We start from the raw sequence: 14,545 nt of genomic DNA, 5'->3' as shown, positions 1-14,545 counted from the left end.
CCTGTCGTCATGCCGCGGGCGCGGACATTGTCGTCTCGTCCTGTTTCGGACGATTGGCCGGCAGCTGGGTGCCGGTCAAAACATAATAGGCATTTTCCGCGATGTTGGTGACGTGGTCGCCGATGCGCTCGAGGTTCTTGGCGCAGAACAAAAGATGCGTGCACGCGGTGATGTTGCGCGGGTCTTCCATCATATAGGTGAGAAGCTCGCGGAACACGGAGGTGTATTTGACGTCGATGCGTTCGTCGTCGGCACGCAGTTTCGCCAGCGCGGCGGCGTCACGCGCCGCATATTCCTCGATGACGCCCTGCACCTGGATCAGCACCAGTTGTGCCATTCCATCGATCGAGTGCGAAAGGTCGCGCGGCGTGACGCTGAGGCCGACAGTGCCGACACGCTTGGCGATGTTCTTGGCAAGGTCGCCGATGCGTTCGAGATCGCCGGCCATGCGGATAGAACCGACGACATGGCGCAGATCATCGGCCATCGGCTGCCGCTTGGCGATCAGCGTGATGGCACGGTCGTCGAGCTCGCGCTGGCGCGCGTCCATGATCGCGTCGTCGGAGACGACGCGCTGTGCCAAGGCGTTGTCGGAATTCAAGAGCGCCTTGGTCGCACCGCCGACCATCGAGCTAGCGAGATCGCCCATGTCGCTGATGAGCCTGCTGATCTGACCGAGATCCTCGTCGAAAGAAGCGACTGTATGTTCGCTCATTATCCTGTTCCTCGTATGCCTGAGCTCAGCCGAAGCGGCCGGTGATGTAGTCCTGCGTGCGCTTCTCGCGGGGCGACGTGAAGATCCTCTCCGTGCGGTCGAACTCGACCAGCTCGCCCAGATACATGAAGGCCGTCTGCTTCGATACGCGCGCCGCCTGCTGCATGTTGTGGGTGACGATGACGATCGTGTAGTCGGCTTGCAACTCGTCGATCAGTTCCTCGATCTTGGCGGTCGACAGCGGGTCGAGCGCCGAGGCGGGCTCGTCGAGCAGGATGACTTCCGGCTTCACCGCCACGGTGCGGGCGATGCAGAGCCGCTGCTGCTGGCCGCCGGAGAGGCTGAGGCCGCTGGCGTCGAGCTTGTCCTTGACCTCGGTCCAGAGTGCCGCGCGCTTCAGCGCCTGCTCGACGCGGCCGTCCATCTCCGACTTGCTCAGCTTCTCGTAGAGCCTGATGCCGAAAGCGATGTTTTCGTAGATCGACATCGGAAATGGCGTCGGCTTCTGGAACACCATGCCGATCTTGGTGCGCAGCAGGTTGAGGTCCTGCGAGCGGTCGAGAACGTTCTGGCCGTCGAGCAGCACCTGACCTTCGGCCGTCTGCTTGGGATAGAGCTCGTAGATGCGATTGAAGACGCGCAGCAGCGTCGACTTCCCGCAGCCCGAAGGCCCGATGAAGGCGGTGACGCTGCGCTCCGGCAAGGACAGAGTGATGTCCTTCAGCGCCTTCGACTGGCCGTAGTAGAAGTTGAGGTTCTTGACCTCGATCTTGGCCTTGGCGGTGGCCTCGGCAGCGATCGTCATGTCTGGAGACAACATCTGGCTCATTTGTCCTCTCTGCGTCCGGTCAGGCTGCGCGCAACGATGCTGAGCGCGAGAACCGTCAATGTGATGATGAGTGCGCCGGTCCAGGCCAGTTGCTGCCATTCCTCGTAAGGGCTGAGAGCGAACTGGAAGATGGTGACAGGCAGGCTGGCCATCGGCGCGTTGAGATTGCTCGACCAGAACTGGTTGTTGAGCGCCGTGAAGAGCAGTGGTGCGGTCTCGCCGGAGATACGGGCGATCGACAGCAATATGCCGGTGACAATGCCCGATAGCGCGGCGCGGTAGGCCACCGACTTGATCACCACCCAGCGCGGCGCGCCGATCGCGGTGCCGGCTTCGCGCAAGGCGTTCGGCACCAAATTGAGCATGTCTTCGGTGGTGCGTACCACCACCGGAATGACGAGGATGGCGAGCGCGACAGCACCGGCGATTGCCGAGAAATGCCCCATCGGCCGCACCATAAGTTCGTAGACGAACAGGCCAATGATGATCGACGGCGCCGACAGCAGGATGTCGTTGATGAAGCGCACCACGGTGGTCAGCCTGGAAAAGCGACCGTACTCGGCCATGTAGGTGCCGGCCAGCACTCCGATCGGCGTGCCGACGATGACGGCGATGATCGTCATGACCACGCTGCCATAGATGGCGTTGAGCAGGCCGCCGGCGTCGCCGGGAGGCGGCGTCATCTGCGTGAAGACGTCAAGGGACAGGCCAGCGGCGCCCTTGTAGACCAGCGCGCCGAGGATGAGCGCCAGCCAGGCAAGTCCGATGCCCGCCGCGGTGACGCACAGCGTCATCATCACGGCATTCTTCCTCTTGCGGCTCTGATGAAGCGATGTGGCTGTCGACATCGGTCAGGCTCCGGTGCGGGCGTCGATGCGCATCAGCATGTAGCGGGCGATGGCAAGGATCAGGAAGGTGATGACGAACAGGATCAGGCCGAGCGCCACCAGCGAAGAGGTGTAGAGGTCGCCGACGGCTTCGGTGAACTCGTTGGCAATGGTCGCGGAGATCGTCGTTGCCGGCGCGAACAGCGAGGTTGAGATGCGGTGGGCGTTGCCGATGACGAAGGTGACGGCCATGGTTTCGCCCAGCGCGCGGCCAAGGCCGAGCATGACGCCGCCCATGATACCGATCCTCGTGTAGGGAATGACGACGCGGCGGGTCACTTCCCAGGTCGTGCAGCCGATGCCATAGGCCGATTCCTTCAGTACCGGCGGTACCGTGTCGAAGACGTCCTTGGTGATCGAGGTGATGAAGGGCAGCACCATGATGGCGAGGATCAGCGACGAGGTCAGCAGGCCGATGCCGTAGGGCGGACCGGCAAACAGGCTGCCGAGGCCGGGAATGCCGTGGAACACGCCGATGATGAACGGCTGCACGGTTGTCTGCAGGAACGGCGCCAGCACGAACAGGCCCCAGATGCCGTAAATGATCGAGGGGATGCCGGCCAGCAGTTCCACCGCCATGCCGATCGGCCGCCGCAGCGGGCGCGGGCAAAGCTCGGTGAGAAAGATGGCGATGCCGATGCCGAGCGGCACGGCGATCAGGATGGCGATGGCCGACGTGATGATGGTGCCGTAGATCGGTGCCAGCGCGCCGAATTTCTCCGTCACCGGATTCCAGCTTTCGCTGGTCAGGAAAGAGAAGCCGAATGTCGACAGGGCTTGCCAGGATCCGGCAAACAGCGAGATCGCGACGCCGCCAAGCAGGACCAGCACCAATATGGCGGCGGCCCGGGTCATCCCGTGGAAGATTGCGTCGGTCAGCGCGAATCGTCTGACGATCGCGTCGCGCGAACCTCGAATGGCTGGCAAGGCTTCCTGGACAGCGCTCATGTGAAGCTCGGCTCTTTGAGTTGAGGGAAAGGAGCGCCGCGCTGCGGCGCTCCTTCGAAGGATGTTACTCGCCTGCGAAGACCGGCTTCCCGTCGGCCTGGATGTCGGCCTTCCAGGAGGTCTTGATCAAGTCGACGACGCTGTCGGGGATCGAGACATAGTCGAGCGCCTTGGCGGTATCCTTGCCGTCCTTGTAGGCCCAGGCGAAGAACTTCAGCGCTTCGCCGGTGGCGGCGGCATCGTTGGGAACCTTGTGGATCAGCACCCAGGTCGAAGCAGCGATCGGCCAGCTGGTGTCGCCGGGTTCGTTGGTGATGATGACGTTGAAGTTCTTCGCGCCTTTGAAATCGGCATTCGAAGCAGCCGCGCCGAAGGATTCGAGCGACGGCTCGACGACCTTGCCGGCGGCATTCACCAGCTTGGAGTAGGAAAGGCTATTCTGCTTGGCATAGGCATACTCGACGTAGCCGATGCCGCCGTCGGTCTGCTTGACGGTATTGGCAACGCCTTCGCTGCCCTTGGCGCCGACGCCAGTTGGCCATTCGACGGCTGTGTCCGAACCGACCTTGTCCTTCCAGTCAGGCGACAGCTTGACCAGATAGTTAGTGAAGTTGAAGGTCGTGCCCGAGCCGTCCGAGCGATGCACGACGGCAATCGCGGTGGACGGCAGGGTCAGGTTCGGGTTCAGCGCCTTGATCGCCGCATCATCCCAGGTGGTGATGGCGCCGAGGTAGATCTGGGCCAGGGTCGCGCCGTCAAGAACAAGTTCGCCCGGCTTGATGCCGGTCAGGTTGACGATCGGCACGATGCCGCCCATCACCATCGGGAACTGCACGAGGCCGTTCTTTTCCAGGTCGGCGTCGGACATTGGCTTGTCGGTGGCGCCGAAGGTCACGGTCTTGGCGATGACCTGCTTGATGCCGCCGCCCGAACCGATCGACTGGTAATTGAGGCCGACGCCGGTGTCTTTCTTGTAGGTGTCGGCCCATTTGGCGAACACCGGATAGATGAAGGTCGAGCCGGCGCCGGAAAGATCAGCTGCCATTGCCGCGGAAAGGGTGAAAGTGGACGCCGTAGCCATTGCGATCGCAACGGCCGCCGAGCGGATGAAATGTCTCATGTGGCCTGCTCCTGTTCGGAAGATGGTCTCTCGGCGCCATTCCTCTCGGCGCCCGCTGAGGCCAATAGCCTTCGATTATTACAGTCGCATGACAGTTTGATGTCACCCCGGTAACGCATGATCGGGATGAACAAATTGTGGCCTGACCAGCACTCCTGATGGAGCTCGGCTTTGTCCTCGAAATCAGGGACTTGCTGCGTTTGGCCCGAGGCTGGCCGGCGTTTTGGGATTAGCCGGCCTTATAAAAAAAGCCGGACGGGAGCGCGTTGCTCGCGGCCACGATGTCGTGGCCGGGCCATCGCCGAAAAACAGGGTCCGTTGGGGTAGGTTGACGCTGTTCCATGCTGGCGGTCGCTGCTCCCGCCCGTAACTGGGAAGAGCGGAATTCGAATATGGCCATTGTCTTGATCAGGCACAGTTTTGATATGGTGCGATCGCGCCATAGTGCTGCGCGTGGGACGCGTCGCGAATCTTTGCCTGGTTCTCGCGAACCGGCACGGCGAGAACCCCTTACCCGGCGTTACGCTGAACTTGGCGGCTGGCGCCGATCCAGCGCTCGACCTTCTCGAGCAGGGCCCTGGGGCTGATCGGCTTGGACAGGTAGTCGTCCATGCCTGCCTCCAGGCAGCGTTCGCGATCGCCTTTCAGCGCATGCGCGGTGACGCCGACGATCGGCACATGAGTGCCGGTTTCTTCCTCCAGCCGGCGAATGGCGGCGGTCGCCTCCAACCCGTTCATCTCCGGCATCGAGACATCCATCAGGATCATGCACGGATTGAGCCGGCCGAAGGCGTCGAGCGCCTTGCGGCCATTGCCGACGATCTCGAAACCGAAACCGGTCTCGCCGAGAATCTGGGTGAACACCATCTGGTTCACCTCATTGTCTTCTGCCACCAGGATATCCAGCCTGTCGTCTCGACCCGTCGCGAGCAGCCGAGGGCGTAGCGAGGGAGGCTGCAGCAGCGCCCGCTGTTCTGCCGGCGCGGACGGCTGTGGTGGCACCATATCGCCCGAAGGGACGGTGCCTGCGAGCGGCAGGGCGTCGCTGCCGGTCGTGTTGTGGCGATGCCGCTGGATGGTTGCGACCAGCGTTTCCAGCAGCACCGATGAGCGCGCCGGCTTGATCAGTTGGGCATCGATGCCGAGATCGCGATAGCCGGTGTTGGCGAGCGACTGGTCGACCGAGGTCAGCATGATGATCGGCGTGCCGGCAAGGCCGGCGGTGTTGCGCACGATCCGCGCCATTTCGGCGCCGCTCATCTCAGGCATCTGGTAGTCGAGCACGACGCAATCGACCGGCACGCCATAGGCAGCGGCGGCGATCAGCACCTTGAGGCCCTCGGCGCCGCTCTCGGCCGCGCAGGAATCGAACGTCCACGATGTCATTTGTTCGGTCAGGATGGCTCTATTGACCGCGTTGTCGTCGACGATCAGTACGCGCGCGCCGGTCACGTCGATCGGCATGATGCGTTGCCCGTTCTGCTGTCCGGCACTCGGCAGCGTGACCGTGAACCAGAAGGTCGAGCCCTTGCCTTCGGCGCTCTCGACACCGATGTCGCCGCCCATCAGCTCGACGAGCCGCGAAGTGATGGCAAGGCCGAGGCCGGTTCCCTCGTGCCGCCTCGTCGACGAGGTGTCGACCTGGCTGAATTTCTCGAACACCAGTTTCAGTTTTTCCTCGGGGATGCCGATGCCCGTATCGGTGACCGAGATGGTGAGCTTCGTTCCGGTTGCAACCCTCTCGCCTGTGACGTCGACCAGCACATGACCTTCGTCGGTGAATTTCACTGCATTGCCGAGCAAATTGGTGACAATCTGCCTGATGCGGCCGACATCGCCGACAAACAGGCTCTCGAGGCGAGGCTCGACGCGCACGATGAGCTCGAGATCCTTCTCCTTGGCGCGTGTCGACACCAGTGTCGCCACATCCTCGATCGCCTCGGCAAGATTGAAGGGCGCCGGATCGAGCACCAACTGACCGGCGTCGATCTTGGAGAAGTCCAGGATGTCGTTGATGATGGTGAGCAGCGCGTTGCCCGATTTCACGATGATGTCGGTAAACGTCTTCTGCTTCGGGTCGAGATCCGATTTGGCCAAGAGTTCGGCCATGCCGAGCACGCCATTCATCGGCGTACGGATCTCGTGGCTCATATTGGCGAGAAATTCCGACTTGGCGCGGTCGGCGAGAACGGCGCGCTGCCGCGCTTCGCGCAGTTCGACCTCGCGCGTCTTCAACTCGGTGATATCGGTGGTCGAGCCGATCAGGTAGAGCGAGCCATCGGACGCGATCATCGCCCCCTTGCGCGCGAACTGATGCCGGACGCTGCCGTCGGCCAGCGTCACCGTCTCCTCGGCCTCCTGGGTCTCACCGGTGCGCAGCACCGCAAGGTCGCTGTCGACGAACGCTTCGCCGTCCGACCCGAATATCTCGATATCGGTCTTGCCGATCGCCTCGTCCTTGCCGAAGCCGGTGAGATCGCTCCAACCCTTGTTGACGTAGAACTGCCTGAGATCGGAGCGCTTGGCGTAGATCGATACCGGCACGTTGTCGATCAGGCTGCGGAACACCTCGTTCTCGCGCATGCTCTCTTCCAGCGCGCGCTCGCGCGCCTTGACGTCGGTGATGTCGGTGCTGGAACCGACCAGATGCACCGATCCGTCCAGCGCCACCAGCCGGCTCTTGCGCGTCATCAATTGTCGAACCGTGCCGTCGCGATGGGTGACGGGTTCCTCGACCTCCTTGACGGTGCCTGTCACGGCGACTTGCGTGTCGTCATCGCTGTAGCCATCGGCGTCCTGCACTCCGAACAGCTGGCGGTCGGTGCGGCCAATGACATCCTCCTTGGCAAAACCGGTGATCGCGCACCAGGCCTTGTTGACGAACTCGATGCTCAGGTCCTGCGCCTTGATGAAGGCGGCGACCGGGAGCTCGTCCAGCACATGCCGGAACAGATCGATCTGGCGCATCGAATCGCGCAACGCCGCCTCGCGGCTCTTGATCTCGGAGATGTCGACGCGAACACCGATGAATGTGCCATCGACGGTCCGCATGTCATAGACCTGATACCAGCGGCCATCGGGGTTGTGGCGCTCGAACGAGGAATTGGGCAAGCGGTAGCGGGCGAGGATCGCATCCAGCCAGCGATCGGGATCGTCGTCGTAGAGCTTGTCGACTTGCGGATCGCCGCTGCTGCGGAAATAGCCGTTGGCATGGCCGAGGACGAGCGCCTCGCGCAATGTGCAGCCGGGCTGCCATGCCGGCCTCAAGGCCGGAAGCGTATCGTGAATCTTGCGGTTGGCGAACACGAACCTGTCGTCGCGATCATAGATGATGACGGCCGCCGGCAAGGATTCCAGCACGCTGGCGAGATGCTTGCGCGCATCCTCGGCTTCGGTCTCGCGGCGCTTCATGTCGGAAATGTCGAACAGGAAACCGGCAACGTAATTGCGGCCGCTGGCCATGCCGACGCGGCTTTTCCTGACGATGCGCGAACGGCTGGCGCCGTCGGCCTCGAAATTTTCTTCCACTTCGTACGGGCGTCCGCTGGCAAGCACGTCCCGTTCGCTCTGCTCGAAAAGCGCCACAGCATTCGCCGGCAGGAAATCGCCGCCGGGCCTGCCGAGCATGGCTTGCGGCGTCTGGCCAAACAAAGCGGCGAACGCCTCGTTGACGAAAACGAAGCGCAGATGGTCGTCCTTGACGAAGATCGGATCCTTGACGGCATTGATCACTGCTTCGGCCAATCGCGCTTTCTCCAGAGCGTCGGCAACCTCGGCCTCGCGATTCTTCATGTCGGTGACGTCGACATAGGAGATCAGCCGCTTGCCGCCGGCCAGCGGCGCCATCGATGATATCAGCGTGCGGCCGTCATTGCGCGGGAACTGCCGCGATCCGGCGGTGCCCGCCCTGATTTCCGCCTCGCGCTCGGCGATATGCCGCTGCCATGCCGCGTCTTCGGAACCAAACGGGTCAATGTCACGGCTGGCATCCATCAGGTCGCGGAAGCTGCAGCCGATCTCGGCACGCCGCGCGTCGATCTGCCAGAAATCGTAGAAGGCACGGTTGATGACTTCGGCGCGCATATCGGTATCGAGGACGAGGATGCCGATCGGCATCTGATCGACCATGGTGCGGAGATTGGCGAAGGTCTCGGCGACCTTGGCGTTGGCGCTCTCGATCTCGGCATCGCGGTGCTTGATTTCGGTGACCTCATAGTAGGTCAACAGGCGCTTGCCCCCGGACAGCGCTGTCACCGAGAACATCATCGTCCTGCCGTCGGCATGGGAAAACTCGCGAGGCGCTACGGAACCGGCGTGAATCTCCTCGATGCGGGTGGCGAGGTAGCGCCGCCATTGCGGTTCGTCGATGTCGCCGTAGATGCCGTTGCGGCGGTTGAGTTCCATCAACAGGCTGAACGGAGCGCCAACGGTCAAGGCACCGTCGGGAATCCCGGAAAGGTCGCGATAGGCCTTGTTGACGATCAACGTGTCGAGCCTGGCGTCGAGAAGCACGACGCCCATGTGCATGGCGTCCATCGTCCGCTCGAGATCGACCAGATGCTGCTCGAGTTCGCCGCTCGCCGATGGTCCCTGCCACGGGGTTTGGAAGGCACCGGCCAGTGCCGTGACATTGCGGCCGATGCCGCGATAACCGATGAATTTACCCTCGCCGTCGAACCTTGGAAAGCCTGATGTCAAAACCCAGCGGCAGTCGGCGCTGCCACCTTTCAGTTCATAGACGAAGTCGCGAAACGGCCGGTGCGCCTGCAGATCCTCCAGATGGGCGGCGCCGCTGCGGTCGCCGTTCAGAACCTGGTTGAGGAAGTCGAAGCGAAAGCGGCCAAGCACGTTTGCCGGATCGAGGCCGGTGGCTGCCTGGTAGTTTTGCGAGAGCCAGGAGAAGCGCAGTTCGGCATCGATCTCCCAGACCCAGTCCGAACCGGCTTCGACCAGTTGGCGAAGCACGTCGACCGAATCCATACCAGTGGCGGGCGATGATGCATCGTCGCCACGCGCTGTGGGTTTGCGAGGTCCACGCATGCCGCGCGCGCCGGTTGTTTCGTCCGCTTCCGCCATGCAATCCCACCCCGACAACCCAAGGCCGAACCCTCCTCCGCGGTTCGTCGGCGGAATGTGCCCGATAAGCATTAACGATCCGCTAACCATAACGGATTCGTCGGACAAATTGGTCGACGCGAGTGAGTTGTTCCATCCGGTTGTCGGCGGGACTGAAGCCGTTATATAAGCGCTAGCAGGGGTAATGCTGATGTCTGGATGGATCGTGCCTTTTTTCATGGGGCTGGCGCTGCTTTTGGGCAGCGGCTGCTCGCGCAGTTATGATGGCACCGTCGTCATCCCGAGGCCGCTCGATGTCCGGCGATTCTGGGACCGGCCACCCCCGAATGTCGACTACGGGCCTTCCGAGGTCGAGAACAGTGCCTTTCCGGTGGCGCCACAACCGTCGAGGCGATTTTCCGACCGCAAAGTGATGACGCATGCCGCGCCGAGACGGCACCAGACGAGCCTGCCCGCGTCAGCCTCCCTGTCTACCCCGGCGAAGCCGCTGGTATGCAGGAACGTCAGCGAACCCGGCAAGAGAGCTCGCATGGTCTGCGACTAATGCATGTCGCCCAAAAGTGACCTCGGTTTTGGGAAAACGACATGCATAAAAACAATACCTAAAGCGCGTCGCCTGAATCCGTTCAACCGCGACGCGCTTTAGATCGCTTTCAAACAACAAGCGATCGGCAAATAGCTTGGGCGAACTGCCTCACAGCGAGGCTGCACCCTTTTTCGGCTGTTTCGCACCGAGCTTGTCGAGTGCAAGACGAACCTGACGCAAATCGTCCTGCCAGCCATCATCGTCGTCCATCGGGCTCTCCGTGGCCGCCCGCTGCAGCCCGCGCGCCTCGGATTCGATCTCGCGCAGTTCAGCGATTTTCTGTTCGGTGGTCAGGGAGTCGTCTTCGACGATCTCCAGCACCCGCATTTCCCTGAACGTGGCCATGGCGTTTCTCCTGGCTGATGTCGATCACAACGCTGTGAACGCCTCTCTGTTCCGGATCGCAACAGGGTTCGCTGCAATAGCGTTTGACAGTCGCAAGCCTTGAAATTCACGCGGTATCTGATGGCCGCCGGCACCTCGGTGTAGGGCTCGCGCGTGTCGAGTGGGGCCATCTGGTCGGTTTCAAGGCTGGCGTTCGCTCAGCGCGTAGGGGTGGCAACGATCGTCGAAGGCCTGCGGCGCGAGGAGCCCGTGATAAACCGCCGTTGCCGCCGGTTGGTCTTGAAACCTTTGCCCCGTCTTCGGAGTTGAATGGCCTAAGGAGAACGCAGATGTCGATCCACTTCACGGTCTCGGACCTGACAAGAAATCTGTTTCACTCGCTGGGGCTGGAGCCAAGGCCTCTCAACCCCGAGCAAAGCCTGTTGCTGGAATGCTATCTGGCCGGCCGGGTTCCGGAGTCGGCTTGGAACGACTATGTCTTCGAAACGCCTGACCTTGCCCGGCATGCCGAGGCAAGGCGCAGCCACCACTAAGCCGGCATGGGATTAACTGTGCGCACCGCTACGGCACAGCGGCGTGCGCTGATTGCAGGCTCACTTGGGAGAAGAGAACTGCAACGTGAACACTTTGCCGGCAATTCCTTGCGCCAGCTTCGGCGAAAGCGTCAGCGGCAGACAGTTCTGCAAGGCCGTTGTTGCGGCGTCGACAAACGAGTTTTTCGCCTTGGCATCGCCTTCCACCTTGACGGCCGTCGGCCTCGGTGGGCCGATCAGCGTGCCGTCCCGCTTGAAGCTGAAGCTCAAGGTTACGCTGGCGGTTCCGGCGTCCGCCGGTGGTGTCCAGCATGCCTGGATCGCGGTCCCGACATCGTTCATGGTGTTGAGTTCAGCCGCATTTGAAGAATGAACGGCGCTCGCCAGCATCATGCCCGCAGCGGCAAGCCACCTCGCAACGCTATTCATCGCCAGCCCTCATCTCACGCCTGACCGACAATCCATGCCGGACTGCCAAAATGGATGGTAGGGCCAAAGCAAGCGATGACAATATCTGTCGGCAAAAAGTTGACGCCAAAAATGCGACACCGAGGCTCGTGTGGCCTGATCGCGGCTAGATCGCGCGGCGATGGCGCACGAAAGCAAAAAGGCCGGCGTTGCGCCGACCTTTCCTTCCACTCGGCGCCAGTACATCCGTGGTCGCGGGGTGAATTGCTGGCAGTAGACAGGGCTTTGGTTAACGAATCCCTAACCTTGGACCTTGGCCTGCGACTTCACATAGGCGATGTAACCGCGCACGTCGCCGGCCGGCTCGCTATAGGCATTGCCGAGCTTCTTCTCGATCGCCGCCACGTAGTCCTTCGCCCATTTGGGCAGGACGTAGTCGATGACGGCCAGGAATTCGAGTGTCGCCGCCAGGCGGATGTCGGCGATGGATGGATTCTTGCCGCCGATGAACGGCTTGCCGTCCCTGAAGAAGCTGTGAAAGACTTCCAGCGGCTCGGCGATCGCGGCCATCGCGGCCTTCTGGGCTTCGGACTTCTTGTCCGGGTGGGCGTCGCTGTGACCGACCTCGCCGGCATATTGCGGAAAACCGAGAAACGGATAGGTGGCGCGCGCCACATAGGGGTAGAGCGTACCAACCAGGTAGAACATGGCGCTATCGATCATCGCCCGCTTGGCCGGCGCCTTCGGATAGAACTTCTCCAGCCCGTGCTTGTTGGAGAGGTATTGCATGATCGCGCAGCTTTCCCACAACACGCCCCTGGGGAGGCCCTTGTCCTCGATCATCGGCGTTAAATGGGCGGGGTTTCGCGCCATGAATTCCGGTGAGCGGGTCTGACCCCAGGCATCGGTCTCGGCGGCATCCAGCCCGGCCGCGCGCGCAAACACCCGAACCGTCATGTTGTTGACGCTGGGCTTCAGCATGCTGAGCTTCACGCCAGGCCTCTTCGCTAGCTTCGCTTTGGCTCTTGGGGCGGCTTTTGCCGTCGCCTTGACGGCGGGCTTGGCAGTTGGCTTGGCCGCTGGCTTTGCCGCAGCTTTTGCAGTCGGCTTGGCGGCCGCTTTGGCCGCGGGTTTCCTGGCATTGTTCGTCGCTGTCTTGGCCATATGTTCCTCCCTCTGGTCTGTTCAGTATGGGTTCTTCGGTGCCCGGTCTTCCGACAAGGTTGCGCGGGAACGCTCGACGAGCGACTGGATCGCATCGGCGAGGTGCACTTCCGCGATGTTGTAGTCGCCGCGCGCGACACGCAGCCTGTGCGCTTCCATCAGCACGTCGGCATGGGTGAAGCCGGCCGGCGGCTCAAAGCGGTAGGAGGCCAGTTCGATCAGCAGGCCGAGCGGATCCTCGAAATAGATCGAATCCATGAAGCCGCGGTCCTTGACGCCGCTGTGCTTGATGGCGCGCGCGTCGAGCCGGGCGACCGCCTGCAGGAAAGTGACGCGCGACACCGAAAAGGCGATGTGGTGGACGCAACCCGGATCGGTCGGCGTGCGCCGTTTCTCCGGCACGCGGCTCTCATCGGTGAAGATAGTGATCAGCCGGCCGTCGCCCGGATCGAAATAGAGATGGCTTTCGCTCGCCTTGTCGAGGTTGGGCTGCTCGAAGATGAACGGCATGCCGAGCACGCCTTCCCAGAAATCAATCGAGGTCTGGCGCCCTGCGCCGACCAGCGTGATGTGATGAACGCCCTGCGATTGCAGTTTCTGCATTGGCCTTCTCCCCGTGGCATCGACCGCCCGTCCGGATCTGCCCGGCACCCGGCGTTCTCGGCGTCGGCGGAGCCGTGCCCCAGGATCCATGATGCGATGCTAAAGCAATCGGCCCTGCTGCGCCAGAAGCGACGAAAGTGGCGACGCAAAGGGTAATGCCGGGATCGGTTGGCCGTATCAAAACTTGCACGGCGGGGAAGATTTGCGGCACGCCTCGCCGAAGGACTTGCACGGCCATAGGCGGCGTCGCAGCACGGAAAGTAGCGTGCTGCGACCGGATATTGGCGCTACACGCTACGCATTTGGAGGTCGAAATCGGGATATCCAGCCGGTGCGGTCGAACGGAAAGGTGTACCCGACTTACGAACCGCTGCTGTTAACCGTCGTGCCGATATTCGTGAACATGCCGTTGAGCGAATTGCCGGCCGGCGCCGGTGATGATCGCCAGCGCGATAAGAGCCGCGATTAGGCCATACTCGATCGCGGTCGCGCCAGACTCGTCCCCGGCGAAACGGTAGATTATTTTCCGCATTTCAATCTCCTGCGCTACTAAAGGCAACACTAATATACCCCCTGCGAGTTGCGGGGCAGTTAAGGTTCTCGGTTGCGAGTCCGTTAATATTTGCCAGAGAAATGAAATGAAGACTGGAGCCGCGGGTGCCATCCAGCTCTTCAAGGTTGCGGCCACATGGTGGGGCGCTCGGGATGGAGCGACGGCATGCTGCAAAATTTATTGAAATCCTTGGTACGCCCAAGGGGAATCGAACCCCTGTTCCCGCCGTGAGAGGGCGGTGTCCTGACCGCTAGACGATGGGCGCGTTCAAGAACCGGCGATATAGGCTGACGGCTTGGAAAAAGCAACTGGGGTTCGGCCGCTTTAGCGCATTGCAGAAAAACCGGTCCCAGCGCTATCGTTTCGGCTCGATCAGGTCCCAGAGATTGCCGTGTAGATCGGCGAAAACGGCCACCGTGCCGTAGGCCTCAACGCGCGGCGCTTCGCGGAATTCGACGCCCTTCTCCAGCATCGCTGCATGGTCGCGGGCAAAATCGTCGGTTTCGAGGAACAGGAAGACCCGCCCGCCGGTCTGGTTGCCGATGCTTCTACTCTGTGCCTCGTCGGAAGCCTCGGCCAGCAGCAGCTTGGCACCTTGTCCGTTGGCCGGCGCCACTGTGACCCAGCGCTTGCCGCCGCCGAGATCGATGTCCTCGATGAGCAGAAAGCCCAGCCGCTCGACATACCAGTCAATCGCCGCGTCATAATCGGCGACGACCAGGGCAACGGTCGCGACGCGGCGGTGTTCAGCGAACCCGGTCATGCCTGAGGCTTGCTG

The 14,545-nt window shown here is 62.0% G+C and carries 13 protein-coding genes, 1 tRNA gene and 1 pseudogene; 2 read left to right on the top strand and 13 right to left on the bottom strand.

All coding sequences use genetic code 11. The features are described from left to right. Positions 1–7 precede the first annotated feature (7 nt). The 6 genes from phoU to NKI20_RS03560 form a co-directional block, all read right to left on the bottom strand. Positions 8–715, bottom strand: a complete 708-nt coding sequence (phoU, locus tag NKI20_RS03585; RefSeq protein ID WP_352828349.1) for a phosphate signaling complex protein PhoU — start codon at positions 713–715, stop codon at positions 8–10. Positions 716–740: 25 nt separating this feature from the next. Further along, complete coding sequence (gene pstB, locus NKI20_RS03580; RefSeq protein WP_352604757.1) at positions 741–1,544, bottom strand: phosphate ABC transporter ATP-binding protein PstB; 804 nt, start codon at positions 1,542–1,544, stop codon at positions 741–743. Beyond that, the gene (pstA, locus tag NKI20_RS03575) at positions 1,541–2,392 is read right to left on the bottom strand and encodes a phosphate ABC transporter permease PstA (RefSeq protein WP_352604759.1); all 852 of its coding nucleotides are present in this window, start codon (positions 2,390–2,392) and stop codon (positions 1,541–1,543) included. Before pstA ends, pstB begins: the two co-directional genes overlap by 4 nt. A 3-nt stretch (positions 2,393–2,395) precedes the next feature. Further along, a complete protein-coding gene (gene pstC / locus NKI20_RS03570; protein WP_023757399.1) occupies positions 2,396–3,379 on the bottom strand; it encodes a phosphate ABC transporter permease subunit PstC in 984 nt (327 codons plus the stop codon). 64 nt (positions 3,380–3,443) lie between these two features. Beyond that, a complete protein-coding gene (gene pstS / locus NKI20_RS03565; protein WP_352604761.1) occupies positions 3,444–4,499 on the bottom strand; it encodes a phosphate ABC transporter substrate-binding protein PstS in 1,056 nt (351 codons plus the stop codon). 510 nt (positions 4,500–5,009) lie between these two features. Next, a complete protein-coding gene (locus tag NKI20_RS03560; RefSeq protein WP_352828344.1) occupies positions 5,010–9,575 on the bottom strand; it encodes a PAS domain-containing protein in 4,566 nt (1,521 codons plus the stop codon). Positions 9,576–9,765: 190 nt separating this feature from the next. On the opposite strand from NKI20_RS03560, the gene NKI20_RS03555 reads away from it, so the two are divergent. Beyond that, positions 9,766–10,119 (top strand): hypothetical protein, encoded by a 354-nt coding sequence (locus NKI20_RS03555; protein ID WP_023757402.1) that lies wholly within the window; start codon positions 9,766–9,768, stop codon positions 10,117–10,119. Positions 10,120–10,269: 150 nt separating this feature from the next. Here the strand turns inward: NKI20_RS03555 and NKI20_RS03550 are convergent, their stop codons facing one another. Then, positions 10,270–10,506 (bottom strand): hypothetical protein, encoded by a 237-nt coding sequence (locus NKI20_RS03550; protein ID WP_023757403.1) that lies wholly within the window; start codon positions 10,504–10,506, stop codon positions 10,270–10,272. Positions 10,507–10,835: 329 nt separating this feature from the next. Between NKI20_RS03550 and NKI20_RS03545 the strand changes: the two genes are divergently transcribed. Next, a complete protein-coding gene (locus tag NKI20_RS03545) occupies positions 10,836–11,039 on the top strand; it encodes a hypothetical protein (RefSeq protein WP_352604765.1) in 204 nt (67 codons plus the stop codon). A gap of 60 nt (positions 11,040–11,099) precedes the next feature. Here NKI20_RS03545 and tolA read toward each other — a convergent pair whose 3' ends face one another. From tolA to NKI20_RS03515, 6 genes and pseudogenes are all read right to left on the bottom strand, one after another. After that, positions 11,100–11,468, bottom strand: a complete 369-nt coding sequence (gene tolA / locus NKI20_RS03540; protein WP_023757406.1) for a cell envelope integrity protein TolA — start codon at positions 11,466–11,468, stop codon at positions 11,100–11,102. A gap of 279 nt (positions 11,469–11,747) precedes the next feature. Next, complete coding sequence (locus NKI20_RS03535; RefSeq protein WP_352828340.1) at positions 11,748–12,611, bottom strand: glutathione S-transferase family protein; 864 nt, start codon at positions 12,609–12,611, stop codon at positions 11,748–11,750. Between the two features lie 21 nt (positions 12,612–12,632). Next, positions 12,633–13,214 carry a VOC family protein gene (locus NKI20_RS03530; RefSeq protein WP_023757408.1) on the bottom strand — a complete coding sequence of 194 codons (582 nt, stop codon included), beginning with the start codon at positions 13,212–13,214 and terminating at the stop codon, positions 12,633–12,635. Positions 13,215–13,574: 360 nt separating this feature from the next. After that, positions 13,575–13,746: pseudogene (locus NKI20_RS03525) on the bottom strand (Flp family type IVb pilin). A 211-nt stretch (positions 13,747–13,957) separates the two neighbouring features. Beyond that, positions 13,958–14,032 (bottom strand) — tRNA-Glu (locus tag NKI20_RS03520). Between the two features lie 90 nt (positions 14,033–14,122). Next, positions 14,123–14,530 carry a VOC family protein gene (locus NKI20_RS03515; protein ID WP_352604816.1) on the bottom strand — a complete coding sequence of 136 codons (408 nt, stop codon included), beginning with the start codon at positions 14,528–14,530 and terminating at the stop codon, positions 14,123–14,125. Positions 14,531–14,545: the final 15 nt, after the last annotated feature.

The sequence above is a fragment of the Mesorhizobium sp. M0830 genome, assembly GCF_040319965.1.
GTDB lineage: Bacteria > Pseudomonadota > Alphaproteobacteria > Rhizobiales > Rhizobiaceae > Mesorhizobium.
Note: the sequence above shows the minus strand (reverse complement) of the source record. Positions and strands in the feature narration are given on the sequence as shown.